General features: G+C 39.2%; 19 protein-coding genes and 2 tRNA genes. 13 read left to right on the top strand and 8 right to left on the bottom strand.

Annotated elements, in window-relative coordinates:
* The 3 genes from F960_RS21620 to F960_RS16300 all read left to right on the top strand — a co-directional run bounded on the left by F960_RS21620 (position 1) and on the right by F960_RS16300 (position 6175).
* Entirely contained in the window at positions 1-3249 is a 3249-nt protein-coding gene (locus F960_RS21620) for a TonB-dependent receptor (RefSeq protein WP_004867632.1), read from the top strand.
* A gap of 382 nt (positions 3250-3631) precedes the next feature.
* On the top strand, positions 3632-4357 hold the full coding sequence (locus F960_RS16305) for a Slam-dependent surface lipoprotein (protein ID WP_004867627.1): 726 nt from the start codon (positions 3632-3634) through the stop codon (positions 4355-4357).
* Between the two features lie 339 nt (positions 4358-4696).
* Positions 4697-6175: a surface lipoprotein assembly modifier gene (locus F960_RS16300; protein WP_035373473.1), complete on the top strand. Its 1479-nt coding sequence runs from the start codon at positions 4697-4699 to the stop codon at positions 6173-6175.
* A gap of 167 nt (positions 6176-6342) precedes the next feature.
* Here F960_RS16300 and F960_RS16295 read toward each other — a convergent pair.
* The 4 genes from F960_RS16295 to F960_RS16280 form a co-directional block, all read right to left on the bottom strand.
* Positions 6343-6418: transfer RNA gene (locus F960_RS16295), tRNA-Lys, on the bottom strand.
* Positions 6419-6567: 149 nt separating this feature from the next.
* Positions 6568-6643: transfer RNA gene (locus tag F960_RS16290), tRNA-Lys, on the bottom strand.
* Positions 6644-6773: 130 nt separating this feature from the next.
* Positions 6774-8615, bottom strand: coding sequence for a long-chain-acyl-CoA synthetase (locus F960_RS16285; RefSeq protein ID WP_004867622.1), 1842 nt, complete (start codon positions 8613-8615; stop codon positions 6774-6776).
* Between the two features lie 187 nt (positions 8616-8802).
* Positions 8803-12210, bottom strand: a complete 3408-nt coding sequence (locus F960_RS16280; protein ID WP_004867618.1) for an Rne/Rng family ribonuclease — start codon at positions 12208-12210, stop codon at positions 8803-8805.
* A gap of 828 nt (positions 12211-13038) precedes the next feature.
* Here F960_RS16280 and F960_RS16275 point away from each other — a divergent pair.
* Positions 13039-13974 carry an RluA family pseudouridine synthase gene (locus F960_RS16275; protein ID WP_004867615.1) on the top strand — a complete coding sequence of 312 codons (936 nt, stop codon included), beginning with the start codon at positions 13039-13041 and terminating at the stop codon, positions 13972-13974.
* A gap of 216 nt (positions 13975-14190) precedes the next feature.
* Here F960_RS16275 and F960_RS16270 read toward each other — a convergent pair whose 3' ends face one another.
* Positions 14191-14403 carry a hypothetical protein gene (locus F960_RS16270; RefSeq protein ID WP_004867614.1) on the bottom strand — a complete coding sequence of 71 codons (213 nt, stop codon included), beginning with the start codon at positions 14401-14403 and terminating at the stop codon, positions 14191-14193.
* 178 nt (positions 14404-14581) lie between these two features.
* Here F960_RS16270 and F960_RS16265 point away from each other — a divergent pair, with 178 nt between their 5' ends.
* From F960_RS16265 to dmpG, 4 genes are all read left to right on the top strand, one after another.
* Positions 14582-15250 carry an HAD-IA family hydrolase gene (locus F960_RS16265; RefSeq protein ID WP_004867611.1) on the top strand — a complete coding sequence of 223 codons (669 nt, stop codon included), beginning with the start codon at positions 14582-14584 and terminating at the stop codon, positions 15248-15250.
* A 455-nt stretch (positions 15251-15705) separates the two neighbouring features.
* Positions 15706-16515, top strand: a complete 810-nt coding sequence (locus F960_RS16260; protein ID WP_004867609.1) for a 2-keto-4-pentenoate hydratase — start codon at positions 15706-15708, stop codon at positions 16513-16515.
* Positions 16516-16541: 26 nt separating this feature from the next.
* Positions 16542-17444, top strand: coding sequence for an acetaldehyde dehydrogenase (acetylating) (locus F960_RS16255; protein WP_004867607.1), 903 nt, complete (start codon positions 16542-16544; stop codon positions 17442-17444).
* A gap of 10 nt (positions 17445-17454) precedes the next feature.
* A complete protein-coding gene (dmpG, locus tag F960_RS16250) occupies positions 17455-18474 on the top strand; it encodes a 4-hydroxy-2-oxovalerate aldolase (protein WP_004867605.1) in 1020 nt (339 codons plus the stop codon).
* A gap of 54 nt (positions 18475-18528) precedes the next feature.
* On the opposite strand, the gene F960_RS16245 is transcribed toward dmpG, so the two are convergent.
* Positions 18529-19077, bottom strand: a complete 549-nt coding sequence (locus F960_RS16245) for a DUF2239 family protein (RefSeq protein WP_004867602.1) — start codon at positions 19075-19077, stop codon at positions 18529-18531.
* A gap of 522 nt (positions 19078-19599) precedes the next feature.
* On the opposite strand from F960_RS16245, the gene F960_RS16240 reads away from it, so the two are divergent.
* Positions 19600-20868 (top strand): OprD family outer membrane porin, encoded by a 1269-nt coding sequence (locus tag F960_RS16240; RefSeq protein WP_004867600.1) that lies wholly within the window; start codon positions 19600-19602, stop codon positions 20866-20868.
* A gap of 272 nt (positions 20869-21140) precedes the next feature.
* Positions 21141-22001, top strand: coding sequence for an alpha/beta fold hydrolase (locus F960_RS16235; RefSeq protein WP_035373494.1), 861 nt, complete (start codon positions 21141-21143; stop codon positions 21999-22001).
* A 70-nt stretch (positions 22002-22071) separates the two neighbouring features.
* Here F960_RS16235 and F960_RS16230 read toward each other — a convergent pair whose 3' ends face one another.
* Together F960_RS16230 and hcaR are read right to left on the bottom strand one after the other, a co-directional pair.
* Positions 22072-22752, bottom strand: a complete 681-nt coding sequence (locus F960_RS16230) for a DUF1345 domain-containing protein (RefSeq protein ID WP_004867595.1) — start codon at positions 22750-22752, stop codon at positions 22072-22074.
* Between the two features lie 277 nt (positions 22753-23029).
* On the bottom strand, positions 23030-23935 hold the full coding sequence (gene hcaR, locus F960_RS16225; protein ID WP_004867592.1) for a DNA-binding transcriptional regulator HcaR: 906 nt from the start codon (positions 23933-23935) through the stop codon (positions 23030-23032).
* Between the two features lie 283 nt (positions 23936-24218).
* Between hcaR and hcaE the strand changes: the two genes are divergently transcribed.
* From hcaE to hcaC, 3 genes are read left to right on the top strand one after another with little or no spacing between them, the layout of a single operon-like run.
* The gene (hcaE, locus tag F960_RS16220; RefSeq protein WP_004867589.1) at positions 24219-25586 is read left to right on the top strand and encodes a 3-phenylpropionate/cinnamic acid dioxygenase subunit alpha; all 1368 of its coding nucleotides are present in this window, start codon (positions 24219-24221) and stop codon (positions 25584-25586) included.
* Positions 25583-26101 carry a 3-phenylpropionate/cinnamic acid dioxygenase subunit beta gene (hcaF, locus tag F960_RS16215; RefSeq protein ID WP_004867585.1) on the top strand — a complete coding sequence of 173 codons (519 nt, stop codon included), beginning with the start codon at positions 25583-25585 and terminating at the stop codon, positions 26099-26101. The genes hcaE and hcaF overlap by 4 nt, the downstream gene beginning before the upstream one ends.
* Positions 26101-26424 carry a 3-phenylpropionate/cinnamic acid dioxygenase ferredoxin subunit gene (hcaC, locus tag F960_RS16210; protein WP_004867582.1) on the top strand — a complete coding sequence of 108 codons (324 nt, stop codon included), beginning with the start codon at positions 26101-26103 and terminating at the stop codon, positions 26422-26424. The genes hcaF and hcaC overlap by 1 nt, the downstream gene beginning before the upstream one ends.
* Positions 26425-26426: the final 2 nt, after the last annotated feature.

Below are 26426 nucleotides of genomic sequence, written 5' to 3'. Positions count from 1 at the left end.
ATGGGGATTTATCTACAGCGGGAAAAGTCGAGCAAACAAAAGATCAGATATAGACAGAAAACATTGAGTCTGATGATCGTTGCAACTTTATATTCTACCCAATTATTTGCTCAAAATGTTGAATTGAATTTGCCGAGTCAGCCTTTGCAATCTTCTATTCAACAATTGGCAAAACAAAGCGGTGTTGAAATCATCTCAGCAGGACCGATTTTAAACCATAAAATTGCACCTGCGATCAAGGGCAATGTTTCTGTTGAATATGCATTAAATACCATGCTGAAAGGCACAAATTTAACAGTGCAAAAACAAGGGAATGTTTATGCCATTGTCGAAAAGAAAGCTGAAAATTCACCTGCCACAGCACCACAAAAATCCGTAGATTCTTCAAGTCATGATGTTACTGCTCAAGAATCAGATTTGGTTCAACTACAACCAATCACTGCCTTTAGTGAGGTTGATCGTGACACTCAGGGATATGAGGATGTATATAACAAAAACTTTTCGAGCGTATATGCAGGTAAAGATCTGATTGAGCGTTTTAAAGGAACAACGCCGTCTGATTTATTTAAGGGAATGTCCAATGTTTATAGTGGCGATGCGCGTAATAGTGGCGCTTTAGATCCGAACATACGAGGCATGCAAGGACAAGGACGCGTACCTGTGATGATTGATGGCACAGAACAGTCTCTAACAGTGTGGCGTGGCTATAATGGGGCAAATAGTCGTAGCTATATTGATCCTAACTTGATCAGTTCAATTCAAGTCGTCAAAGGTTCATCACTCAATAGTGATATTAAAACGGGGATAGCGGGCGGTGTTTCAGCAAAGACATTGGAAGTTGATGACATTATCAAGCCGGGGCAAAGCTTTGGCGCTGAAATAAAAATAGAAGGGGCGAATAATACAACAAAAGAACGCCTCCCACTTTCTTATGCAGGTCAAGATTATCGTGATGTGATGGATCAATTAGGCAAAACAGGCTGGACCAACGTCTATGAAGATCCTTTGACCTCTATTGATCCAAAGCATCGTTCCGATAAAAACTTTTTAAGCCTTCAAGATCAGGCTTATCGAATAGCATTGGCGACCAAGCAAGATAGTTTTGACTTATTGGCAGCCTATGCTTATCGAAGTCGCGGAAATTATTTTTCTGGGAAAAGGGGAATCAGTTTTTTTGAGGATGAAAATATAAAAGAAAATAACAATGTCATGGTTCCAAACATGGCGAAATATTTTCATGCCAATAGTGAAGTCAGCAACACTTCAAATGAAATGGAATCCTATTTACTCAAAGGGACATGGCGACCAACCGATGACCAAGCACTACAATTAACTTATCGGGATTCAAGTACGACTTATGGTGAAATCATGCCATCGCGTATTTGGTGGTATACCTTGGATGGTTTGCCACAATGGCCATTGAGTAAAGTCGATACAAAAAGCTATAGCCTAGAATACAAAATCAATCCAGAAAATAGCCGTTGGCTCAATTTGAAAATGAATCTTTGGCAGACGGATACGGATTCAAAAACCTATAGTTCGGGCGGATTTGTAAATACGGTCTTGGGTGGTTTTGATAATGTTTATACCTTTTGTCATCCTAATGAATCATTGTTAACCCCAAGCCAGCTGGAAAACTATCAAAAGCTGTGTAAAGTATATACAAATATGTATGGTACGGATCGCAATCCGAAGCAATCTTTTATCATACGAGACACGGCTTATACCTCATCACAAAATACACGAAAAGGTGCGAGTTTTACCAACAAGTTTGGTTTAATGGATAACTTAAACTTGACTGTGGGGGCAGATATAACCAAAGAAAAACTCACGACTGAGGATGAATACGTCAATGATATGACTTCATCACAAGTGAATTTTAGAATGTTGCCAAGAGCAGGGCGCCGCTCAGAAAACCAGTATTATTTCAATTTTGATTGGCAACCGACTTCATGGTTGAGTTTAACAGCGGGGGCTAAGTCGGTTTCATATTGGTCATTTGATGATTTTTTAAACAATAATAAGAATAACCCAGATATAAAAGGCATAAGTTCATATACAAAGGAAGTCGGCAAAAAAATCGTCTATGCAGTACACGTAGATAACTACACTCAAGAAATGTTGGATGATGAAGTACGAAATCAACTCGCTAGCGTAAATGATTTCCATGCCAAAAATAAACTTGGTCAACCGAATACGTATAAACGAGTGGTGTATTGGACTCCAGATGAATATGGAAAATATACAGCAGCCACGAATCCTTTTTTAAATGGCACCATTAAAATAGATGAGTTAGATTTAGTTGATCGTAATCCTAGTAATGGTGTTTATTATGATAAATACCGCCCAGGGATATATACGTCTGACTCAAATCAAATTGTAGAAAATGGTGAAGTTAAAAAGAAAAAAGACCATAAAAATTGGGCGCCTGCATTATCAGCGACCATTCAGTTAAATGAAAACAATCGTTTTTATGTAAACTATAATGAAGCATATCGTTTACCGAGTTTATTTGAAACTACACTGGGGTTTTCAGCATCTCAATCTGGATATGATATAAAACCTGAGCATGCCCATAACTGGGAGCTTGCTTATGTCTATAATATGGTGGATTTGTTAAAAATAAAACAAGGCGTTGCTGATATTAAAATCGCCTATTTTAATAATAAAACAGATGATGTTATAGAGCGAAATAATCGCTTAAGATTTAGCAATGTCGATCAGCAAAAAATAGCAGGTTGGGAACTTGCTGCACGTTATGATAATGGAAAAATATTTGGTGACTTGTCTCTAGTCTGGAATAAGCAAAATAAAGTTTGTGATGAAAGCTCAGGCTTAACCGCGAATAAAGAATCAATGCTTTACTCTGGTGCTGCAGTAACTTGCGTTGATTATGGCTTTCAGACGGGTTACTTAGTCAATATGGCATTGCCTGAGTATCAAGCCAATTTAACGCTGGGCACACGATTATTTGACAATAAACTCGAGCTAGGCACGCGGATCGCTTATTTTGAAGGATTTAATAATCCCTATTTAAATGTCCAAGATATTTCATGGTTTAACCAGCCTTTACAGTGGCGTGATACTTGGACGGTAGATGCGTATGCACATTATCAACATAATGAAAGTTTATCTCTTGATTTGATTGGAACGAATATTACCAATCAGTATTATCTCGATCCGATTAGCCGTACAGCATTGCCTGCACCAGGGCGGACTTTAAAAATGGGGTTAAGTTATAAGTTTTAATTATATTATGTTTTAAATGCTTATATTTATATTATTGGCTTAAGCTATATTATAAAATTGAGTAAAAACTTAAATATATAATCAGCTATTTTATGGGTATAAAATAGCTGAGCTTGCGTGTATTAATAAAAATATGATTAAAATATTTAATTGTAATTGATTATAAATAATGCTTGCTAAATTAAAATAATTAGATTAGTTTTAATTTAAGCAATATATGAGAATGATTATCGTTATCATATATTGCGATAAACATTAATCCATGATCTTTCCATTTCACAATCAAGCAAGTAAATGTGAAAGCATCAAATAATAATGTTTATAAGTTGATTTAAAAATAATTTTTAAATCTAAAAATTAAAAAATATTTAAAGGTACTAACATGAAACTTAAACAAATCTCTTGTGCTGTGATTGCGACTCTTGGTGTTATTGGTTCTGCACATGCTGCGATTGGTGGAGAAAAGAGTCAGTCATTTGGTTTAATCCTTTCAGATACGGCTGTAGCTGTTGGTGTTCAGGGTTCTTTTGGCAATGCACCGATGGATTTCTCTCATTTAAAAGCTTTTGGCGCAAATGCAAACGGTGTATATCATTTTGCAGGTTCAGATATTCCTGTTAGCTCACATCAAGGTTTAGGTGTCTGGGATTTTAAACAAGTAGGTGCTAAAGACATTTATTTTGGTGAATGGGCGAAAGAGGGTCAAGACAGCGCAGGAAATTATACCAAGCAGGCTGATCCTGCAACACATACGGTATTTTATATTGGCAATAATGCCGATAGCAGTATTACATCTACAGGTTCGGCAACTTATACCGTTTCAGGCTTAAATGGCGGTAATTATTATGCCGGTAGCTACAATGCAAACTTTGCGACGAGTACGTTGACAGGCTCCCTAAGCAATGGCACTGATACCTTCAATCTTGGTACAGCCAGTATCGGGAGTGATGCTAAAATTAATGGTAATAATGCCTCGTGGTCAGGTGCAAACTTAAATGCAACGGCTGGTAAGGTATCTGGGCAATTCTTCAATAATCAACAAGATTTAGCGGGTATTGCTACCTTTGCTGACAGTAAAAAAGACATTGCATTTGGTGGTTCAAAATAAGATTTAGATGAGGGTCTGTTGATATTTCATAACTGAATTGCGTTGTTGGCTAAAATTGAGCAGGCAAGGCACGAAATGCAGAGAATGGCGAGACCATTTTCAAGTTTCGTAACGAAGCCTGAGATCATTTTAGCCACAACCCTTCGGGACGAGAGTATTTTTTGATGCTATTTCGTTGTAGCTTGATCATTTAAATGACTAAATTTCTCAATCTACGCCTCATGTCACCTAAAAAATACTCATCGTCGCAACCAATTTGAAATGTCAACAGACCCTAAACGAAAGACTTGCATTAAGCAGGTCTTTCTTTATTTTGCATAGCCAAAAGGGTAGTGTGTTTTGAAAAAAATAAGTTTAATTTGTCTAGTGATGAGTTCATCCATACTTCATGCAGCAGATGACGATACACGTTTTCGATTGGATCAAGAATTATTACAACAAAAAAAACAACAGCAGCAACCTTTGCTTCAACAGCAAAAGCAAGATCAATTACCGACGATGGTCATTGATGGCGAAAAAATAGAAGTGAAGAAAAATAGCAATGAACTTGGACGAGCTTTATACATTGCAGTGATGCAAAAACAATGGCAAGCAGCCAGTATATATTTGGAACATTATTTAAAACTAAACGATCATGATCCCTCTTTGGTTTATTTTGCACAAGGTGCTTTGCAACGTGTGCAAGGCAACTTGTCTCAAGCAGAGCATGATTTTAAACAGGCACTAGATTTACAGCCGCAAAATGCGATGATCAAATTGGAGTTGGCACGACTCTATACCGAAAGACAAAAAAATAATGAAGCTAAACAGCTCTTTGAACAAGTTAAACATCAATTGGGGGATACAGTCGATCCTACGCTGTTAAATATTCATCATGCGATTGATATATATCTAGATGGTTTGAAAAAACGTGATGCTTGGCAGGGTTCTATCAATTTGGGTATACGTTATGCAACCAATATCAATAGTGCGACCGAGAAAACAACAACTTGGACGACATTTGGCAAAGACCAAAATGGCAATATTATTCCGATACAAATTACACGCGGTACACCTGATCCAATTGATGCGACAGCCTTTGATTATGAGGGAACTTTGAGTAAACGATGGTCACTGCAAGAAAATCATGGCTTGGCACTTAAAGCCTTTGCTTATGGCCGTGTTTTTGATGGGCATAAAGATTTTAATGAAATGACACTCAATCTAAATGCAGGGTATAGCTTTCAAAATCAACGTAATCAAATCTTAGTCGCCCCTGTTTATGAGCATAGACGTTATAGCAATGAAACATTTTCAAATGCTTGGGGCGGGCATTTAGAGTGGATGCATTTTCTTGGACATGACAAAGCATTTAAATTAGAAACAGAAATAAAAGACATTAACAATACAAAATATTCGACTCAAAGTGGTCTTGAAAGTTCGGTCTATAGCACTTTCTGGAAAGTATTACCTCAGAACTGGACAGTCTTTACTGGTCTGGATTTTACGGATCATCGAAGCAAAGAAAAAATCTTTAATCAATACCAACAGCAAGGCATACGTTTTGGATTTTCCAAACAATGGAATACTGGTTTTAATGCAACAGCATTTAGTTCTTTTCGATGGCGTCAATATGCAACACAAAATCAAGTTTTAGGCGGTGAACGCCGTCATGATTTTGAACAAAACTATACAGTGGTACTGTCAGCACCTCGATGGCAATTTTATGGTGTGATTCCAAATTTGACTTATCAATATAATAACAACCTGAGTAATATTGATTGGCTCTATAGCTACGACAAACACAATGTAAGTTTAAGGCTCGAGTATCGGTTTTAAATTTATATTCACATATCTCTTAGATAAAGGGAGGTATGTCTTAGACCACACGATAAGCGTCTATATGTGCTATATCAGAGTGGGGGAGAAGTATCGTGAGTGATGGGTACTAAAAATAATTTGAGTATAAAAGTGATTCGGAGATTTATCGTTTTATTTTAAAAATCTGGTGGGTCGTGAGGGGCTCGAACCCTCGACCAATGGATTAAGAGTCCACTGCTCTACCAACTGAGCTAACAACCCTGAACAATACTGTTCCACTCAAAGTAGAACATACAACGTAAAGGCGAGGCTAAACCATATTAGGTACTGTACTGATCATAATACAGTTTAGGAGCGTCTTGGAAATAAAAAAAAGCCTGTCAAAACGACAGGCTCTTTTTTTAGAATCTTGGTGGGTCGTCCGCGACTCGAACGCGGGACCAATGGATTAAAAGTCCACTGCTCTACCAACTGAGCTAACGACCCATCTCGTTTTGATGTTGCGTATTGTAGCAACATCTGAAACGAGCGCAAGTAAAAATTGCAAAATTTACTTACGTTTGATTATAAATACGGCAAATCTTGTTTTTATAATCAAAAAATGTACAAAATGGGCTTAAAAACGGTATTTATACGCTTCAATATTGCTAAATATTTCAGGTGAAATATCACAGTAAGCACTTTGACCAGGTAATAAAACGAGCAAACGATCGCTAGTTTTGTTCGGATCGAAGGCTTGTTCTTTCAGTTTATTTTTCTGATATTTAAATGTACCTGTAGTTTCGACGACTTTTTGTACACGTAAGAACACGGGTACGGCATAAGGCGGTAGGTCTTTCTTAAAGCTAGTGACCATATCTGTTAAATCTTGATCATTCAGCTCAGCACCATCTTGTAAAGTGATGGCTGCCATACCTGCACGTCCATTGGTATTTGGGATCTCGACGCCATAAACAACGGCTTCAACAATTTTTGGATATTCGCTACAAATATTTTCGACTTCTGTTGTTGATACATTTTCACCTTTCCAGCGGAAGGTATCACCCAAACGATCGACAAACTGAGCGTGTCTAAAGCCAATATCACGAACTAAATCGCCTGTAATAAAGTAAGAATCACCTTTTTTGAAGACATCTTTCATGATCACAGACGTATTGTTTTTTTCATCTGTATAGCCATCAAATGGTGAGCGACTGGTAATTTTACCTATCAACAAACCGACATCACCTTTGACCACTTTTTTACAAAAACCTTTGCTGTCATGCACGGGTTCATTTTTTTCTTTATCGAACTGGATAATGGCATAAGGAGTAGGTGAGAAGCCGACAGTATTGTCAAAGTTGAAAATATTGCTAAATCCAACATTTCCTTCGCTTGATGCATAAAGCTCTAAAACTTCTTCTATACCGAAACGCTCTTTAAATTTGCTCCAAATATTTGGGCGCATACCATTTCCGATCATTTTGGTGACGCGGTGAGCACGATCACTTTCTGAAGGAGGTGCATCCATGAGATAACGACATAGTTCGCCAACATATCCGATCGCTGAGGCTTTGTATTTGCGTACATCGTCCCAGAATGCCGATGTAGAGTATTTTCGGCGTATAGCAAGGGCAGAGCTACCAGCAATCACACCACACCAGCATACGACCATTCCTGTCGCGTGGTAGAGCGGTAGAGTGACATACATGACATCATCTTCATTCAGACCTAAGATGTGTCCATATGTGCCGTATGCGAGCGTCCAGCGGCTATTGGTGAAAATCACAGCCTTAGGCAAACCTGTAGTGCCTGAGGTGTAGATATAAAAGAGCCCATCTTTACCTTTTACAGTTTGCGTGGTTGCAACGTTAAACATTGGGAAAGATAAAATCACTTCAGCAAGGTTGTGATAACCCTGTGGTGCTGTGCCTGCATTTTCACGGGTTGCTTGATCTGCAAACCAATAGAAGTGATTTTCATCAATATTTAAATCTTGGCGAATATCATCAACTGCTTGACGACATTCTTCACCCACGATCAATGCTACAGGTTTAACCAAATTGACACTATGTGTAAGTACTTTACCTGTTTGCGAAGTATTGACTAGAGCAGAGGTCACCCCGATTTTAGCTAATGCAACAATCGTCGCAACAAGCTCGGAGCGGTTTTCGATGATGACAGCAATGACATCACCTTTTTTAACCCCTTTAGATAAGTAGTAATGTGCAATCTGGTTTGCCCATTGATTGAGTTCTTGATAGCTATAACGCTGATCTTCAAATAAGAGTGCATCCCCTAAAGGATTACGTTTGACTGCTTTTTCAAAAGCCAGACCTAAGCCCGCTGGGGTGTTGGGTGTTCTCAAATATGCTTGTTTAAGCCCAGTCAGAAGATTGGGTACTTTATTTAGAAATTTGGGTATTCGTGCTGCCACATCAGAGATATGGATCAGATCGGCTTTTGCTGCTTGAGTCATATGTATCCTATTTATTTTTCGTAATCCAATACGGTCATTATTCGCATCAAAAGATGTAGCGAAATATACACTTGTCCTTTTTAATGGTATTAGTCTAGTGCAATCAACCTAATCTGACACAAAATATCAAAAAAAGCCCAGTCACCGAAATGACTGAGCTTTCTTTAATTGCGTAATTTTATGCAAATTATGCTTCTGGAGTTGCTTTTTTTGGTGGACGTCCACGAGGGCGACGAGGGCGAGCAGGTTTTTCTGCTGTATCTTCTGTCACTTTGCTTTCAGTCTTTTTCGTTGTTTTTGGAACTACTTCAGCATTTTTAGCGTCAGCATCAAGCTCTAAAACTTGCTGAGCTTCATCTGATGCTACGGTTTCAGCTTGAGCAGCTTCAACGGGTTTAGCTTCAGATTTGCTTCGACTTGCTTTTGGCGCTTCAGCTTTTTCTGCTTGAACCTGTTCAGTTGCAGCTTCAACTGGCTCAGCTTGAATAGCAGGAGCTTCTTCAGCAGCAGGAGCAGTTTGTACTTCAGCTTCTGTCGTAACAGTTTCAGCTACAGGTGCAGTTTCTGGAGCAGATACTGTTTCTGTTGCTTTTTGTTCAGCTTCAACATGCGACTGTTTAACTTGCTCTAAAGCTTGTTCAGCAGCTTGTTTTGCTAAGCGACGACGTTCACGAGGATCGTTTGCAACACGTTTTTCTGACTCTGTTTTTGGTGGAGTTAATGGCAATACTTCGGCAGGTTCTGCTTCAGGTTCTGCCTTAGTGACTTCAACATCACGCGTAACAGGTTTTTTCTCTGTAGGTTCTACAGAAGTTTCAGTCACGATCGTTGCTGCATACTCTTCAGTGAATTTTTGCAATGCACGATTGAATGTTGGAATTAAACCAAATTGTTCAATCAAAACAGAGCAATCTTCACCATAGACATGACGAATCAAGCTACCTACAGTATAAGCTGCTAAAGTAGGCACTTGTGATGGTGCTATTTTAGGTGCTTCAGCTTTCGCTTTTTGTGCTTGACGTTGTTCACGACGACGCTGACGTGGATCGTTAGTTGCACGTTTTACTGGTTGATTTTGCTCTGCTTTGGCTTGTGGTTCAGCTACATTTTCTTTTTCAGAACGCGTAGCAACTACAGGTTTTTCCTCAGCAACTTCAGTTTTGGCAACAGCTTCAACTGGTTTTGCAACTTCAGCAGGTGCATGTGGGTTCAATGCCACAATTTCACTTTGAGCTTGATCAACATTGATCACCAAAGCAGTCGTCATCACTTCATGCTTAGGTGCATCAACCACATCAATCTGAACATGCTTTTCGTCTCTAACGGCAGCAGGAGCAGCTTGGTTTTGTGGTTCGTTCAATACGCTTTGATCACGTTGGCGATTTGGGCGTTGTGGACGTTGTTGGTTGTTGCGATCACGACGTGGAACAGCTTGCTCGTCTTTCGCCTCAACATGTTGCTCTTGTTGTTGACGATTTTTGTGCTGACGTTTTTGCTCACGCTGTTCTTGGCGTTGCTCTTGACGAGTCATTTGAACAACTTCTTCAATTACTTGATTCGATTGTTCTACAACAGGTTGTTCACGTTGCTCTTTGTGCTTGTTGTTATTGCCGCGTTTTTGCTTGTTGTTACGTTGCTGAGGACGTTCGTCTTTTTCAGCATGTTTTTCAGCAAAATCACGTTCTGGTTTAGCAGGTGCTTGAGATAGATACGCATTGGTATCTTGCTGAGCAACCGGTTGAGCTACAGGCGCTTGGTTCACTTGACCAAATTGACCACGACTAACAGCTCCACCATTCACCATTTGTTCAATAGCGGCTGCAGCGTTGTTTGCGCTACGTGATTGATCAATTGTTTGTGCTTGTTTTTGCACAAACAAGTTTTCTAACCATGCACATGGACTAGATGATTTAGTCGCTTGAGCTTGCACAGGTGCTTGTTGAGCAGGCTGCTGTGCATTTTGTGCTTGGTTGAATGGCTTTTTCTTGTTGCCATTACGTTCTTGTTGAGCAGGTGCAGCATTTTGCTGAGCATGCTGTTCTTCTTCTAAATGCCACTCTGAAGATTCATATCCCAATTCTTTTTCACTTGAACGTGTTGCTTCAGTACGTTCATAGCTTGTAGGTGCGAAACCTTCTGGGTTGTATGAAATTTCATAATGTGGAGTTTCTAAATGTGGATGTGGCAATACAGTCACACGAACATTTGAAGTTTGTTCTAGGTAAACAAGGCTATGACGTTTTTCGTTGAGTAAGAACGCTGCAATTTCTACAGGTACTTCAACTTGAACTTCACCATGACGTTCACGTAATGCAATCTCTTCAACTTTACGCATAATTGAAAGAGAAAGAGAACGTAAATCACGAACCATACCAGTACCGTGACAACGCGGGCAGACATAACCCGTTGCTTCTTCTAATGAAGGACGTAAACGTTGACGGCTCATTTCCATCAAACCGAAACGTGACAATTGACCAAATTGGATACGTGCACGATCGCTTTGAGTTGCTTCACGAAGTTTTGCTTCAACCATACGTTGGTTGCGGTCTTTGGTCATGTCGATAAAGTCGATCACAACCAAACCACCAATATCACGTAAGCGAAGTTGGCGTGCAATTTCTTCAGCAGCTTCTAAGTTTGTGCTGAGAGCTGTTTCTTCAACATCGTGACCACGAGTTGATTTTGCAGAGTTAATGTCGATAGACACTAAAGCTTCTGTTTGATCAATCACGATCGAACCACCTGAAGGAAGTTTAACTTCACGTTCATAAGCAGTTTGGATTTGGCTTTCGATACCAAAGTGAGCAAATAAAGGCTCATTAATAGTATAGGTTTTGAGTTTGTCGAGTTGACGAGGCATTACCGCTTTAACAAAGTTATAAGCTTCGTTATACGCTTGCTCGTTATCGATCAAGATCTCAGCAACATCATCACGTAAATAATCACGGATAGCACGAGTAACAACACCGGCTTCTTGATGAACAAGCATCGGAGAAGGACCAGAATTTGCTGTGCTTTGAATTTGTGCCCAAAGATCTAACAAATGTTGTAAATCGAGCTGTAATTCTTCTTGGCTACGACCAATGCCAGCAGTACGCACGATAACGCTCATACCACGAGGAACATTGAGAGAAGCCAACATTTCTTTCAATTCTTCACGAACTGAACCTGAAATTTGACGACTGATACCGCCACCTTTAGGGTTGTTTGGCATAAGAACCAAATAACGACCTGCGAGTGAAATAAAAGTAGAAAGTGCTGCGCCTTTATTGCCGCGCTCTTCTTTTTCAACTTGAACGAGAAGTTCTGTGCCTTCTGTGATCAATTCGCGAATGTTTGAAGTTTGGCGAGGGTCAGCTTTGTAATATGAGTTGGCAATTTCTCGCATAGAGAGGAAGCCTTGACGGCCTGCACCATACTCAACAAATACAGCTTCTAAAGAAGGCTCTACACGGGTCACATGACCTTTATAGATATTTGCTTTTTTTTGTTCGCGAGTGCGATTTTCTAAGTCAAAGTCGTAAAGACGATGTCCAGTGATAAGTGCAACGCGAACTTCTTCGGCGTGCGTTGCATTAATCAACATACGTTTCATGGGTGTAACACCTAATAGTGACCCACATCTATCCATCGCTTTTCTGGGATAGCGAACATCTTATAATGGTTCAATCAGCAAATTTCGAGAAACACATTCGAAATTATGGACCTGTTCTAAGTACCAAGGATATTTCCAGTCAAATAAGCTATATTTGCGACTTATTTGGCGATATATATTCGAAATATCAACAGCGCTTAAATGTCACGGCACAGGGTTGATCGTCTTATGGATGTTGCCAAGACTGCTTTGATTTTATCAATCAAAGTCCCAATGTGTTTTCACTGGAATACTAAGCGGTGCATTGGATGATGACTTTCACTAGCACATTGCTCTAAGAACATCTCATCAATACTGATGGAGTTTCTTGATACGGAATTATCATCGTATCTTTACAAATGGCTCAGTTCCAATGCCTCAAACACTTCTTTCCTGAAATACACTCGGTTACGATAAATCGACGTGAATCAGTTTACGTTTAAAAACCAACATTAGGGTTGGCGTCATATTTCTTTAAACAAACTGATTTATGTGCAAAAGCACAATTAAACGCAACAGTTTATCTTTTTTGCCGATATAATAAGCCTTCGGCGTCGGCATATCTTTTAGGACCGTTCCAAGTTTATTTTGAATAGCAAAAATAGCTGGAAGTTTCAATAATTTTTGAACTGGCTAGATTTTCACTCAATTTTGGTGGTATCCGTACGCTGACTATAGCAAACCTTGCATCATCTGCCTATGGGCTAAGCTCATGTTTATTGTGAAAAGCATAGTCTAAGTGATCAGTTTTTAATCAAATTTCGTAAATTTTAGGATGTTTTTAGCTGTATGAATTCTACACAAGAATGGCAAAGCGTGACTTGGTTTGAAGTGGACGAGCATCAAGCGGGTCAACGAATTGATAATTTTTTATTTAGTCGACTCAAAGGTGTGCCAAAAAGCCGCATTTATCGTTTAATTCGAGAAGGGCAAGTCAGAGTCAATAAAAAACGAATTAAAGCTGAAACAAAATTGGCTATTGGTGATCAAATTCGAGTTGCTCCGATTCGCTTTGAACAAAAAGATGAATCACCAGTTCCTGTTTCAGATAAAGTTGCACAAGGTTTGCTGAGTCGTGTGGTATATGAAGATGAAGGTTTGATGGTCGTCAATAAACCTTCGGGTATTGCTGTGCATGGTGGCAGTGGCGTGGCATATGGCTTGATTGAAGCTTTGCGAGCGGCTACAGGCAAAAAATATCTGGAACTGATTCACCGTATTGACCGTGATACTTCTGGTTTGGTCATGATCAGTAAAAAGCGTAGTACTTTGAAATTATTACAAGATTTATTACGTGAACATAAAATCCAAAAAACCTATGCTGCGATTGTTAAAGGACAAGTTAGTTTAGACAATCAGTTGATCGATCAGCCTTTATTGCGCTATGAATTATCAAATGGTGAACGCCGTGTACGCGTCTCAAAAGAAGGTAAAGAATCGAAAACCAAATGGGTAGTCGCTGAGCGTTTTCGTCATGCCACTCTGGTGCATGCTTCACCACTTTCGGGTCGTACCCATCAGATCCGTGTGCATGGTTTGAGTATCGGACATCCTTTGGTTGGGGATGATAAATATGGTCATCAAACCGAATATAAAGGTCCTGAAGCACGTCGTTTGTGTTTGCATGCAATGCGACTTGAGATCCCAGGTTTTCCAGTAATCGAAGCACCATTACCTGAAGATATGCAGAGTTTGGTGGCGCAGCTAAGAGCATTGTCGAAGTAATGATTTAAAAATTAAATTCCCTCTCCTTTTTAAAGGAGAGGGACATGTTCCGCAAGAGGGAGTGGATTTATATGAAAAACCACCCTCATCCTAAGCTTTTCCTCACTGCGTCTTGCGCTGCGATCAAAGCAGTGCTTTGATTTTTGTTCAGGGAGAAGGGACTTTCAATATTAATTTCACGGTTAATTTTTGACTTTTTGATAGAGCTTATCTCTTTCACCTCAGCAATTTTTTAAAAAACTCACTGAACATGATTCCCTTTCCTTTTAGGAGAGGGCTAGGGAGAGGATTTATATGAAAAATCACCCTCATCCTAAGCTTTTCCCAACAGGAGAAGGGACTTTCAATATTAATTTCATAGTTAATTTTTGACTTTTTGGTAGTGCTTAGCTCTTTCACCTCAGCAATTTTTTTAAACTCACCGAACATGATTCCCTCTCCTTTAGGAGAGGGTTAGGGTGAGGTTCCTTAAAAATTTTAAACTTAGCTTTTAGTGCTTCATTTGTATTATCTGATTTACAGCATGCAAGCTGTCACATTTTTATGCTAAATTGAGCCCCATTCAATTTTCCCTTGATAAGCTTTTAAACCAAGCTGAACCCTTGTTATGACTAAACCTGTAGAACTGATTATTTTTGATTGGGATGGCACATTATTTGATTCTGTCGGTCAAATTGTGGATAGCTTAATGTTTGCTGCCAAAGCATTTGATCAGCCGTTAACAAGTGAAAATGCGAAAAGTATCATTGGATTGGGATTGCCTGAAGTTGCCGAAGTTTTATTTCCTCAAGTTCCTGAATTACATACCCAGATTTTGAAAAGCTACGGTGATCATTATGTTGAACATTCTAAAACAGATGTTTGGTTTGATGGCGTATCCGAGTTATTGCATGATTTAAAAAATCAAAATGTGAAATTGGCAGTTGCAACAGGGAAAAGCCGTCGTGGCTTAGATCGAGTGCTCAACCAGACTGCGAGTGTTGAACTTTTTGATGTAACTCGTGCAGCGAGTGAAACACGCTCAAAGCCAGATCCATTGATGCTTGCTGAAATATTGGATTACACGGGTGTTCGCCCTGAAAATGCGATCATGGTAGGCGATACTTCTTATGATTTGGAAATGGCGCGTAATATCGTCATGCCGAGAGTGGGCGTGAGTTATGGCGTACATAGTGTGAATATTTTAAATCAGTATCAGCCTTTGAGTATCGCAGATGACGTTGCTCAACTTCATGATTTTTTAAATCAGCAAGTGCAAGCAAAAGTTGAAGCCTAACCAGCATAAAAGGAAAAGTGAGATTTCATTTTTCCTTTTCGTTGAATCAGATTAAAAATCGACAGGGTGCTAAAGATGCCCGAGATCATTCCTCCTCGTATTAGCTTTTAGTCGTAGAGCTTTGGCTTTTTTTATTTTCCAAAAAAATTAAACCTTAGTAAATTACTTGTCTTTCTTGTTGATTTATAAGCTTTGTTTTTATTGCTTGAATTGTAAATAAAGATTTATAGCTTCTAACTATTGTAAAAAATAAAATAAGTATTGGCATAAAAACCGCATTTTCTTGATTCTTAAATTGTTCATAAATGTAGATGTATTTCACAGAAGATCAGATGCAGCCAAGAGCGCTGTAAGGATTGATCTGATCGTATAGAAAACTCTTGAATCTTCACTCAATTATGCATCATTGCAAAAGCTGAGTTGAGTCCATTTTTTTGCAGTTTAAGGAAACATTGATGTCGAATTCTGCTGTTTTTGAAACAAGTGTTAAATCCGTTGCACTTGCACTTCGCAATGCCGAATTATCTAAAACTGCGATCGCACCTGTTCGTCCACAATTGGGCGCAGAAAGTGCTGACGTAGATACCGCTTATGCAGTTCAAGAAGAAAATACTAAACGCGCGCTAGCTGAGGGGCGTCGTTTGGTTGGGCGTAAGATCGGCTTAACTTCTAAAGTAGTGCAAGCTCAATTGGGGGTGGATCAACCTGATTTTGGAATGTTGTTTGCAGATATGGCTTATGGTGATGGTGAAGCCATTCCTGCAGGTTTATTGATTCAGCCAAAAGTTGAAGCGGAAATTGCTTTGGTCATCAAAGCAGATTTAACCAAAGAAAAACATACTTATGCTGACATTATCAGTGCAACAGATTATGCGCTTCCTGCTGTAGAAGTGGTTGATAGTCGTATCGAAAATTGGAAAATTTCCTTGATTGATACTGTTGCGGATAATGCATCTTCTGCGGCTTATGTACTCGGCTCACGTCCTGTAAAACTTGAAAATCTTGATCTTGTAAATTGCAAAATGACCATGACTCGTGCAGGTGAAGTTGTTTCATCTGGCGTGGGTAAAGCATGTCTGTCAAATCCATTGAATGCTGCAATTTGGCTTGCGGATGAAATGGTACGTCGCGGACGTCCACTTTTAGCAGGTGACATTATTTTAACGGGTGCACTTGGACCTATGGTTGTTGCACATGCAGGCGATGAATTTACCGTAGAAATCGAAGGTTTTGGATCGGTTGTTGCTGCTTTTGCTGCTGAATAAAACGGAATTTTAAAGAGAGTACTTTAATGAAAAAGATTAAATGTGCATTGATTGGTCCGGGTAACATCGGTACAGATTTGCTTTATAAACTTCAACGTAGCGACGTATTAGAACCTGTTTGGATGGTTGGGATCGACCCAACGTCTGAAGGTTTGGCACGTGCTGCGAAAATGGGTTTGAAAACCACTTCGGAAGGCGTGGATGGTTTACTTCCTCATGTACTAGAAGACGAAATCCAAATCGCATTTGATGCAACTTCAGCTTATGTTCATGCTGAAAATAGCCGTAAGCTCAATGACCTTGGCGTGCAAATGATCGATTTGACACCTGCTGCGATTGGTCCATTTTGTGTACCGCCAGTCAACCTTGAAGCATTACTTGAACAAGGTAAATTGCCAAATGTAAATATGGTGACTTGTGGTGGTCAGGCAACCATCCCTATGGTTGCAGCGATTTCACGTGTTCAAGCTGTAAATTATGGTGAAATTATTGCGACTGTTTCTACTAAATCTGTAGGACCGGGCACACGTAAAAATATTGATGAGTTTACTCGTACCACTGCTGGCGCAATTGAACAAGTTGGCGGAGCAAAACAAGGTAAAGCGATCATTATTATCAATCCTGCTGAGCCACCACTCATGATGCGTGACACAGTGCATTGCTTGGTTGAAGGTGAGCCTGATCAAGCTGCGATTACTAAATCTGTGCATGCCATGATTGAACAAGTTCAAAAATATGTACCAGGTTATAAACTTGTGAATGGTCCAGTATTTGACGGAAATCGTGTTTCTATATTCCTTGAAGTTGAAGGTCTAGGCGATTATTTACCAAAATATGCAGGAAACCTTGACATTATGACTGCTGCAGCTGCACGTACTGCGGAAATGTTTGCAGAACGTTTGCTTGCAAATCAAAGTGTTGAAGCATAAGGAGCATCACATGTCTAAGATTATTATTAATGATATGACTTTACGTGATGGTATGCATCCGATGCGCCATCAGACTACACCTGAGCAAATGGTTGCGATTGCGACTGCGCTAGATGATGCGGGTGTACCGTTGATCGAAGTGACACATGGTGATGGATTGGGTGGGAACTCAGTCAACTATGGTTTTGCAGCAGCAAGTGATGAAGAATATCTCAAAGCGGTCATTCCAAACCTCAAACAAGCCAAAGTGTCTGCGCTGTTAATTCCAGGTATTGGTACAGTTGATCATTTGAAAATGGCATATGATGCAGGTGTTGCAACTATTCGTGTCGCAACCCATTCAACTGAAGCAGATGTCTCTGAACAGCATATTAAGGCTGCTCGTAAACTGGGTATGGACACCGTTGGCTTTTTGATGATGGCTCACATGGCGAGTCCTGAAAAGCTACTCGAAGAAGCCAATAAAATGGTGTCATATGGTGCAAACTGTATCTATGTGACTGACTCAGCAGGTTATATGCTGCCTCAGGATGTAACTGATCGCGTTAGTATTTTACGTCAAAATTTGAGCCAAGATATCGAAATTGGTTTCCATGGTCACCATAACTTGGGTATGGGTGTAGCGAACTCTGTTGCAGCTGTTGATGCGGGTGCAGCACGTGTGGATTTGGCATCTGCAGGACTCGGTGCAGGCGCAGGTAATACACCGCTTGAGCTTTTTGTTGCGGTTGCAAATCGTATGCAAATCGAAACAGGTGTAGACTTATTTAAAGTTCAAGATATTGCCGAAGACCTGATTGTACCAATGATGCAACAACCGATCCGTGCAGATCGTGATGCGGCGACATTGGGCTATGCAGGCGTATATTCATCATTCTTGTTATTTGCCAAACGTGCAGAAGCAAAATATGGTGTACCAGCACGTGAAATCTTACTTGAACTTGGTCGCCGTGGTACGGTGGGCGGTCAGGAAGATATGATTGAAGATTTGGCGTTGACCATGTCTAAAGTAAAAGAAGCAAATGCATAATTGCTGATTGATTCAAAATCAAAAAAAATAGGTACGACATGTCGTACCTATTTTTTATTCTACAAAAGCATTTTGAGATAAAAGCAAAACATGTGCTTTTAAATCTTCAGGAAAATCGGCGATTAACTTGATAAATTTAGCTTTATTGTCTTGATACAAGGCACGAGTGGCTTCCTCAAAATGACTTTCATTTCCGAGCATTGCTGCCATAAAACGATCTGTTGCTTGTTTTGCTAGCATGATGTTGTATTCGGAAGCATGATTTTTCATTTCATGATCAATCAATTTTCGAAGCACTGCCGAAGCACTTGAACTTTGTAGATCTAACCAATCCCAATGTTTTTGTTGCAAGGTAATTTCACGTGAAATCACCCCTAATTTTGGACGACCGACTTTTTTCGTCGGCATCTCTTCAGCATAACGATCTGCCACATCTTGAACAGTACCAGTCAAATCTAAATCAATTTGCTTACCTGTTTGATCTTGAAAAATCAAAATCGGTTCATCGGTTGTAACTTGAGTTTTTAAATACGTTGCGACTTCTGCAACTGAAGCTGTGATTAAAAGCTTTTGCCCTAAAAATGCACTGATTTGCTTTTGCATAATCTCCTCCTTTGAAGTAAAACAATCAGAAATTATTTTATATGTGTAAAATAATATCATCTGGGTAAAAACAATATTATCAGGGTAAAATTAAAAATCAATCAAAATTTATACAACATCGACTTGATGAGTCTGCTCAATATAAAAATATGTTCCAAGATGAATGACTTAGAGATATAGAAAATTTCTTTCACTTAAACGCTTTTTCTTATAAATGAAATCTGCTTTGCACTGGATAGATAAAATCATTAAAACATAAAAGCACTAAATCATCGCTTTGTGCATAGGCTTCAGGTTTTATTTATTGTATTTGAGCGGGAAAATACATGATCAAAATCATAGCGTGATAATTGAAAGTTAAAATATAAATCTTCAATAAAGAGCTAAAAAATATAGCCAATTTTCGAGTTAAATTTTATGTGATTTTTATCGGGAAGATTTAAGACTGTGGTCGGATTTTTTTGCTAGATATAGTTTTGCATGATGACGCTATACATTGTTTTGATCGTGGGAAATGTGACAATGCGTCGTCAAACTTTATGGATAGCTTTAACTTCTGTGCTTGTTTTTGGATCAACAGCGTCTTATGCAGATTTTATTGACGATAGCCAAGTGCAACTCAAATTTAAGAATTTTTATCTTGATCGTCAGTATGATCACGATGCTAAACCTGATTTTGGGAGTTGGTCACAGGCAGCAACTTTAGATGCAAAATCTGGCTATGAAAAAATTGGTCCAGTAGAAGTCGGTATTGATGTTTTGGCTCAATATGCTGTGCGACTCAGTTCAGATCGGGGAACCGCAGATTGGGTGATGCCTTTTGAAGATGGCAAACAAAAGCGTGATAATTTTAAAATCGGTGCGACTCTAAAAGCGAAAGTGTCAAAGACTGAGCTGAAAGTAGGGGAGTTATTGCCGATTTCACCTGTTTTGGTTTATGACCCATCTCGTCAGTTATTGACGACTTATGATGGTGCATGGCTCGAATCAAAAGAGATAAAAAATACAAAAATTACCTTGGCTTATATTGATGGTATCAATACCCGCTACGGAGATCAGTATCAAGAGCTGACCCTATTTCCCTACAATAATGTCGATCATGCTACGCCAAAGCAGCAAGCTGATGGGATGTATATCGCAGGTGTAGACTACCAAGCAACTCAAGATCTAGGACTAAGTTATTGGTTTGCCGATGTAAAAGATATTTATCAGCAAAATTATGCGGGTGTGAGTTATAACACCAATTTAAACGATAAAACTCGGTTGTTAAGTCATGTTCGTTATTTTGATAATCGCAAATCAGGTGATGCTCTATATGGCGATATCGAAAACCAAGCCTTGTCGATTGGAGCAAAAGTAAAAACAGGTCCGCATAGTTTTGGTTTGGGCTGGCAACAAATGTTTGGTCCAAATGGCGGCGTAACAGGTTTAATGCCAACACTCGGAGGTTGGGTGCCACAACCTTATTTGGTGAACTGGTCGATTGCAGGTTTTATTCGTAAAGAAGAAAAGTCTTGGCAAGTTTCTTATGGTTATGATTTTAAAGATGTAGGTTTAAAAGGTTTGACAGCAGACCTCTCTTATATCCGTGGTTTTGATGTCAATAATGGTGCAGGCAAAGATAAGGGGCGTGAGTCAGAAACAACATTCGTGCTCAATTACACTGTTCCCGAAGGGAAGTTAAAAGGTTTGGGATTCCAATGGATGTATATGGATTCTAACTATAAAAATGTAAATGCCGCGAGTTTGGTTGAAAATCGTCTTGCAACGACTTATACCTATCATTTCTAAGCAAAAAGATCATTTGAATTATAAAATAAAGGTGACAAAATTTTGTCACCTTTTTTGTTATGACAATAAGCCATATCCTGATAAAAAATACGGGATTATTAAAATGAAAAATAGATAAAAAACATAATGTTAAATAATCGTTTTTTTATACTTTTTCATCGTAAATTTGTATCAGTTGTAACTCAAATCACAGGTAATATGGAGTTTAAGAATGGATGAAATCTCATCTCATTGAATCGAAATTTGAAAAATTGGCTGTACGAGGAGTAAGTATGAGCACTGTGCAAATTCCAGATTATAAAACTGATGCTTTTTTTGGTTTGGAAGATAAATGGATTGAAACTGCAGAAGGTGAATTGACGCATTATCACGAAGTGGGTGAGGGTACACCGATTCTGTTTTTACATGGCTCTGGTACAGGCGTTTCGGCTGCAGCAAACTGGTGGCTGAACTTGCCACAAATCGGTGAGCAAGCACGTTGTATCGCGATTGATTCTATTGGTTATGGTCAAAGTATTGTTGCACCCAATACTGCCTACGGGATTCGTGCATGGGTTGATCATGCGGTACGTACTTTAGATGCTTTAGGCATTGAAAAGACTTGGTTGGTGGGTAACTCACTTGGTGGTTGGTTGGCATTTCAAATGGTGCTTGATTATCCAGAACGTGTATTGGGTATTGTTTCAATGGGTACAGGTGGTGCAAAACAAACGGCTGCATTGAAAGCACACGCAAACCCAGTTTTGACCGAAGAAGGCATCAAAAAAACGCTTTCTATGTTTGTGGTAAACAAAGATTTGATCACAGATGAATTGGTTAAAGTACGCTATGAAGCTGCAAAAAATGACTATGCTTCAGATCGTTTAATGGATGTCGTGGGTGCGCGTGACCGTGATCGTTTCGAATTTCCACTCGATTTTGAAAAAATGAAAGACATTACTGTGCCAGTATTGTTGATTCATGGTGTGCAAGATGTAGTGATTCCCGTATCGCGCTCATGGGATATTTTAAATACTGTTCCGCATGCTGATGCTCATATTTTCAGTCAATGTGGTCACTGGTCACAAGTTGAAAAAGCTGAAGAATTCAATACAGTCATTAAAGATTATTTAACTGCGCGTGGCGTAAAATAATCTATAAATGATTAGATTAAAAAAGGATGGTCGATGTGCCATCCTTTTTTTACCTAAATGAAATATTGTTTTATTGAGGTGTTAAAAAGCTGGCTGCCACATTGATACAGATCGCTAGAATGGTTGTATTAAATCCATAAGCGATCAATAAATGTAAGGTATTGACTATTCTCATTGATTTAGAAGTGATTGATACATCTGCTGTTTGAGCAGAAGTACCGATGATATAACTAAAGTATAAGAAATCTGGATAGACGGGATACTGTGTTTTTGGAAAATCTAAACCGCCCTCATGCTGAGTATCTAAAGCAATATAAAAATCATGTGCATAATGAATCGCAAATACACTATGCATAAACAACCATGATGAAATAATCGTAAGAATAGACAAAACAATATGTCCAATCTTGGCAAAGTGCTCTTTAGGGAGTTGCAATAGCTCAACGATAATGGCAACTAAACACATGATAATCGAACAAAAAACCAGAAAAATAATGATCCATTTACTTGGGTCTTGTTGTTTTGCACGCTGTAAAATGTGTGCATGATCAGAGTTCCATAATGAACTCATGGTCATGACCAGATAGACAAAGATACTGAGATTCCAGCTTAAAAGCAGTGCTGTAGACCATGTCCAAGTCGTAAATATTTGCAGTAAAACGAAAATAAGACTCGAAGCAAAGATGGCAAGGAAGAAACGAGGGCGGTAGCGCACGCCATTTTTTAAACGTTTAAATGTATGAATCGGCATTTTATTATCCTTATGATTCATTTTAGCTTGGGTACATCATTGGATTGTAAAGTGCGAAACTTAAAAAGATTAGACTTAAGTTGTAGTAAATTGCGAGAAAATGAACTTTAATTTTAGAATTCTGTTTGAACAAATAATCACCGAAAAATATAATATACGATGAAAAAACAAAAAAATAATTGATTAAAAATAAAAATATAGTGAATTACTTCACAATAACGCTTTGCTAGTATTTTTTTTCGAAATACGTAGAAAGCGTTATGGGATTATAATTTGATTAATTGTCTTCGCGATTGAAGTCGAGATAAAAGACTTTGGTTAATAACTCTATAAATTTCTCGACCGCCACAGAGCTGGTATTTTTACGATAACTGACATATAGATCAAGATAAGGTAGTTCGACATCCAAAGGGCGAATAACAGTATTGTTCATCGTCAAAGGCGCAATATACCCAGGCAAGATGGTACAGCCTAAACCCATACCTATCGAATTGATATTGAATAAGATATTGTCAGCTTTTTGCACAACATTAAGCTCGATATTTTGGGTTTTAGCAAAATCTAAAATAATGTCATGCAAGGTGAGCGATTGTTCAGCTGCTGGAATAATAAAATCAATACCATCTAGTGCTTTTACTGGAATTCGCTCGTATTTAGCAAGAGGGTGATCTTTAGGCAAGATAAAAATAAGTGGTTCTCTTAGCACGAATTTACTTTCAATTTCTTCGCTATGGAAGTTATTTCGAGTAAAGGAAATATCCAATTCGCCTTTTTTCAAAGAACGCATTTGCTCGGCATTATTGAGGCTTAGAAGCTCAATTTTTAGATCAGGGTTCTGTACGCGTAGGTTAGGTAAAACGTAGGGGAAAACCTTCATTTCAGCCACTGGTACAAAGCCAATACGCAATAATTGCTGTTTCGCTTGAGAAACTTGACGTGCCATAGCCACAGCCTTGTCTGCTTGGGCTAAAGTCAGGCGAGCTTGCTCTAAAAAAACAGCACCTTCTTCGGTCAGTTCAACTTTTCGTTTGGTGCGGTTCAGCAGTTTTACGCCTACATCTTCCTCTAAGTCTTTGATTTGCTGGCTTAAAGAAGGCTGTGCAGTATAAAGTTTCAAGGCAGCTTTACTAAAATTTAGTTCCTCTGCAACCGTGATAAAATAGCGTAAGTGGCGTAATTCCATATATAACCGTCCAAAGACTAATCCAAAAAATGTCTTAAAACACTTTATCGAAGTATAATCTATAAACAACAATTACGTGAAGATTATTCTGTCATTTAGAAAATAAATGATAGTGAAAAACATGTACTTCTTTACTATATAGAAAAAAACTTTGCTAATAATTCAAAAAACTTCTTATTTGAAACAAAATAAATATTTCCCTAAAGCTTGTCTGAACAGCGATGATTTTGTGAAGCGAAGTCAATTCGTGTGTGACCCCACGTTTATCGCAGGAGAGCTTTTCATGAGTGGAAAAATTGATGTGCGTGAAATCGATGCTTTAGTCGATGCGCAAAATGGACGTATTTCGCCATCCATCTACACAGACCCAGATTTATACGAACTCGAACTTGAGCGAGTATTTGGGCGTACTTGGTTATTCCTTTGTCATGAAAGCCAAATTCCAAAAGCGGGTGATTTTTTCAACACCTACATGGGTGAAGATCCAATCATCGTGGTGCGTCAAAAAGATGGTTCAATCAAAGCATTACTCAATCAATGCCGTCACCGTTCAATGCGTGTCAGCTTTGCAGACTGTGGTAACACACGTGCATTTACTTGCCCATACCACGGTTGGTCTTATGGTACGGATGGTTCTTTAAAAGATATTCCATTAGAAGATCGTGCCTTCCCTCAAGGTGCTTGCAAAGAAAAATGGGGCTTGATCGAAGTCAACCGTGTTGAAACATATAAAGGTTTGATTTTCGGATGCTGGGATGAAACCACACCAGATTTAACAGAATATATGGGCGATATCGCTTGGTATTTGGATGGTGTACTAGATCGTCGTCCGGGTGGTACTCAAATCATCGGTGGTGTTCACAAATGGGAAATCGAGTGTAACTGGAAATTTGCAGCTGAACAGTTTGCATCTGACCAATACCATGCCTTGTTCTCACATGCCTCAGCGATCCAAGTTTTGGGTGCAAAACCAGATGATGAGGCTTCTAAACAATTAGGTGCAGCACAAACCTCACGTCCTGTTTGGGAAACTGCAAAAGATGCAATCCAATATGGTTCACGTGGTCATGGTTCAGGTTTCTTCTTCACTGAAAAACCAGATGCAAACGTTTGGGTAGATGGTGAAGTTGCCAATTATTTCCGTGAAACTTATGAGGAAGTGAAAGAGCGTTTAGGCGAAATTCGTGCTTTACGTTTGGCAGGGCATAACACGATGTTCCCAACACTTTCGTGGTTAAACGGTACAGCGACACTTCGTGTTTGGCATCCACGTGGACCAAACAAAACTGAAGTTTGGGCATTTTGTATTGCGGATGCAGATGCACCTCAAGATGTAAAAGAAGCGTTTGAACGCTCTGCAACACGTGCTTTTGGTCCTGCAGGTTTCTTGGAACAAGATGACTCTGAAAACTGGATCGAGATTCAAAAAGTTTTACGCGGCTACAAAGCACGTAAAAACAAACTCATTATGGAAATGGGCTTGGGTAATGAAAAAGTGCGTGAAGATGGTATTCCGGGGATTACCAACTACATTTTCTCAGAAACAGCAGCACGTGGTATGTACCGTCGTTGGGCTGATTTATTGATCCATGAAAAATGGGAAGACGTGGAAAAAGCAGCTGAGGTATATGAGAAGGAGCTTGTGAAATGAGTTTGGTGAGTCTAGAGCTACAACACGAAATTAGTCAGTTTTTATATCGCGAAGCAAAACTTCTTGATGACTGGAAATTCCGTGAATGGTTAGATGTATTTGCAGAAGATATTTCCTATACCTTACGTACCACTCCAAATGCACAAACACGTGATCGTCGTCGTTCTATTGAGCCACCGACAACATGGGTGTTTAACGATAACAAACATTTGTTAGAACGCCGTGTTGCTCGTCTTGAAACAGGTATGGCTTGGGCTGAAGAACCTCCTTCAAGAACGACACATATGGTGAGTAACGTGATTGTCGAACCGTCTGAAAATGCTGGGGAATATGACGTCCACGTTACCTATTTGCTTTACCGTACGCAAAAAGAAAAAGATGTGACCATTTATGTGGGCAAGCGTCTGGACAAAATCCGTAAAGTTGAAGATGGCTTAGGTTGGCAAATCTTTAACCGCAAAATTACTTTAGATCAAGTGACTTATAGCTCACATAACTTGAGTGTGTTTTTCTAATGAACAAAATATTTGTATGTCAAATTGATGAATTGGACGAAGGCGAAGCACTGAAAGTTGACTGTAATGTTGGCGGTATTGAAGCTTTGGCAGTGTTCAATAATGGCGGTGAGTTCTTTGCGATGAATGATCGCTGTTCACATGGCAATGCTTCTATGTCTGAAGGTTATCTTGAAGATGATGGAACAGTAGAGTGTCCACTTCATTCAGCACGTTTTTGTTTGAAAACAGGTCAAGCCCTTTGCTTGCCTGCGACAGATGCTATTCAAACCTTCCCCGTTGTTGTTGAAGATGGGGCTTTATTTGTGCAAATGGAGGCTTGAGC

This window comes from Acinetobacter gerneri DSM 14967 = CIP 107464 = MTCC 9824 (assembly GCF_000368565.1).
GTDB classification, from domain to species: Bacteria; Pseudomonadota; Gammaproteobacteria; order Pseudomonadales; family Moraxellaceae; genus Acinetobacter; species Acinetobacter gerneri.
The sequence above is the reverse complement of the archived record's forward strand: the minus strand, read 5'-3'. Positions and strand labels throughout refer to the sequence as shown.

What these genes read in the sequence shown, in the direction of transcription:
- F960_RS21620 (WP_004867632.1), top strand. Translation starts at nt 1, where the DNA reads ATGGGGATTTATCTACAGCGGGAAAAGTCGAGCAAACAAAAGATCAGA.
- F960_RS16305 (WP_004867627.1), top strand. Translation starts at nt 3,632, where the DNA reads ATGAAACTTAAACAAATCTCTTGTGCTGTGATTGCGACTCTTGGTGTT.
- F960_RS16285 (WP_004867622.1), bottom strand. Translation starts at nt 8,615, where the DNA reads ATGACTCAAGCAGCAAAAGCCGATCTGATCCATATCTCTGATGTGGCA.
- F960_RS16280 (WP_004867618.1), bottom strand. Translation starts at nt 12,210, where the DNA reads ATGAAACGTATGTTGATTAATGCAACGCACGCCGAAGAAGTTCGCGTT.
- F960_RS16275 (WP_004867615.1), top strand. Translation starts at nt 13,039, where the DNA reads ATGAATTCTACACAAGAATGGCAAAGCGTGACTTGGTTTGAAGTGGAC.
- F960_RS16270 (WP_004867614.1), bottom strand. Translation starts at nt 14,403, where the DNA reads ATGTTCGGTGAGTTTAAAAAAATTGCTGAGGTGAAAGAGCTAAGCACT.
- F960_RS16265 (WP_004867611.1), top strand. Translation starts at nt 14,582, where the DNA reads ATGACTAAACCTGTAGAACTGATTATTTTTGATTGGGATGGCACATTA.
- F960_RS16260 (WP_004867609.1), top strand. Translation starts at nt 15,706, where the DNA reads ATGTCGAATTCTGCTGTTTTTGAAACAAGTGTTAAATCCGTTGCACTT.
- F960_RS16255 (WP_004867607.1), top strand. Translation starts at nt 16,542, where the DNA reads ATGAAAAAGATTAAATGTGCATTGATTGGTCCGGGTAACATCGGTACA.
- dmpG (WP_004867605.1), top strand. Translation starts at nt 17,455, where the DNA reads ATGTCTAAGATTATTATTAATGATATGACTTTACGTGATGGTATGCAT.
- F960_RS16245 (WP_004867602.1), bottom strand. Translation starts at nt 19,077, where the DNA reads ATGCAAAAGCAAATCAGTGCATTTTTAGGGCAAAAGCTTTTAATCACA.
- F960_RS16240 (WP_004867600.1), top strand. Translation starts at nt 19,600, where the DNA reads ATGCGTCGTCAAACTTTATGGATAGCTTTAACTTCTGTGCTTGTTTTT.
- F960_RS16235 (WP_035373494.1), top strand. Translation starts at nt 21,141, where the DNA reads ATGAGCACTGTGCAAATTCCAGATTATAAAACTGATGCTTTTTTTGGT.
- F960_RS16230 (WP_004867595.1), bottom strand. Translation starts at nt 22,752, where the DNA reads ATGCCGATTCATACATTTAAACGTTTAAAAAATGGCGTGCGCTACCGC.
- hcaR (WP_004867592.1), bottom strand. Translation starts at nt 23,935, where the DNA reads ATGGAATTACGCCACTTACGCTATTTTATCACGGTTGCAGAGGAACTA.
- hcaE (WP_004867589.1), top strand. Translation starts at nt 24,219, where the DNA reads ATGAGTGGAAAAATTGATGTGCGTGAAATCGATGCTTTAGTCGATGCG.
- hcaF (WP_004867585.1), top strand. Translation starts at nt 25,583, where the DNA reads ATGAGTTTGGTGAGTCTAGAGCTACAACACGAAATTAGTCAGTTTTTA.
- hcaC (WP_004867582.1), top strand. Translation starts at nt 26,101, where the DNA reads ATGAACAAAATATTTGTATGTCAAATTGATGAATTGGACGAAGGCGAA.